Annotated in this window: 1 protein-coding gene; it reads left to right on the forward strand. The window is 36.1% G+C overall.

What is annotated here, in order from left to right; all coding sequences use genetic code 11:
• Positions 1-134: 134 nt before the first annotated feature.
• Entirely contained in the window at positions 135-329 is a 195-nt protein-coding gene (locus ACJ5GX_RS06945) for a hypothetical protein (protein ID WP_495292837.1), read from the forward strand.
• Positions 330-1458 lie beyond the last annotated feature (1129 nt).

Genomic DNA, 1458 nt, shown 5'->3' on the forward strand with positions numbered 1-1458 from the left:
GGACACATGTGTCGCCGAAGAGACGGGAGATGGAGTAGATGCGTTCTGGACTGGAGACCCCGATTAGGGAAACGCAGCGTAGGCAGACCACCCGCCAGATGGACCGACGACATCAAGGATCGCGCCGGAACATTATGGATAAAGAAAACGGAACTCCGCGCAGAATAGAGAACTTTAGGAGAGGCATATGCCCAACAGTGGGCAAAACGCAAAACCGTGCTGACAAAGAAGAAGAAGAAGATATGGGTGTCATAAAAACCCTAATAATTGGGTTTGTCTTGACGCCATATTCCTTACATCTACTAAATTATAATTGGAGGATTTGGTAATTGATTAGTCCCCCTAATATTAGGAGCACCTGTTGACAAAATATTGAAAAATTGTTTTAAATAGAGATTACTTTGGATCTTTTTCTATCAAGTAAAGTTTGTTAAATTGTTTAACTGATAGTATGTGTTATCTGTTATATCCTCGACAATAACATATATTTTTCTGATTATTATGGCTGTAATTGTCCAAATAAAACCGGTTACCCGCTATACTTGAAAGGTTTAATAACCTGGAGAATTTTCACACTGATAAATACATAATTTTATAGTTACAAGCATTTTTATAGCCGATAAATTACTTTAAGAGACTGAATGAGTAATTTTATGGTTTTGCGGCAATTTTAATGCTTTCCTATTCCTAGGAATAAATTCGATATTACCTACTTGTCCTATTTATTATGTGTTTATACAAGGAGTGACAAAATAGAAATAGAAAGCATTTATTTTAATGCAATTATATCGTTGGACGACTCGGTGTCCCACACGCGAGAGAGTGCGAAAGGATGTCAAGGATGTCTCATAAAACTAAACAACCTTCCCCGTGGAATATAAGTTGAAATATAATGAAAAAATTTGACCTCTCATTGTAAATTAAGCGGCTGATCAGCAATTTTGTATGGGAGGTACATTTTTTTATTTAATATTTCCACCCCATATTCCATGGGGAACGTTGTTGAGTAACTTGAACTCTATTCGCATTGTTATACCCTTTTTCTTACTCCTTGTAAACCGTGATGGTACATTTGTCTTCCTGTCCTGTAGGACACTGAGAAGTCGAACAACCTAAGGTACCTAGTATCTTCATTAAAATTTCGTCCACATATTACTAAGTCATTAAGTCCGTCCATGTACACTTTTGTGCATGCAGTTTAATAAATAAATAAAAAAATACTAGCACTTTATGCATGATGTTTAGTAAATAAATGACTTAGCATTTCACTTACCTTACCATGTAGCCACAAAATACTTACAACGAAATCAAAATAACAGAATATAGTAAAATTTTGATGCTATGTTAAATATTGGCAAAGCGCGCAATGGTTGCAGTTTGAAACATTGTCGGAAGAACGGAAGAGATGCAAACTCCAATCAGAGACAACCCTATTTTCGCCCTTTGGCAATATTTAAC

It is taken from the genome of Wolbachia endosymbiont of Tuta absoluta, assembly GCF_059414725.1.

Bases quoted from the DNA above. Each gene is read 5' to 3' on its own strand.
- ACJ5GX_RS06945 (WP_495292837.1), top strand. From the start codon at position 135: ATGGATAAAGAAAACGGAACTCCGCGCAGAATAGAGAACTTTAGGAGA.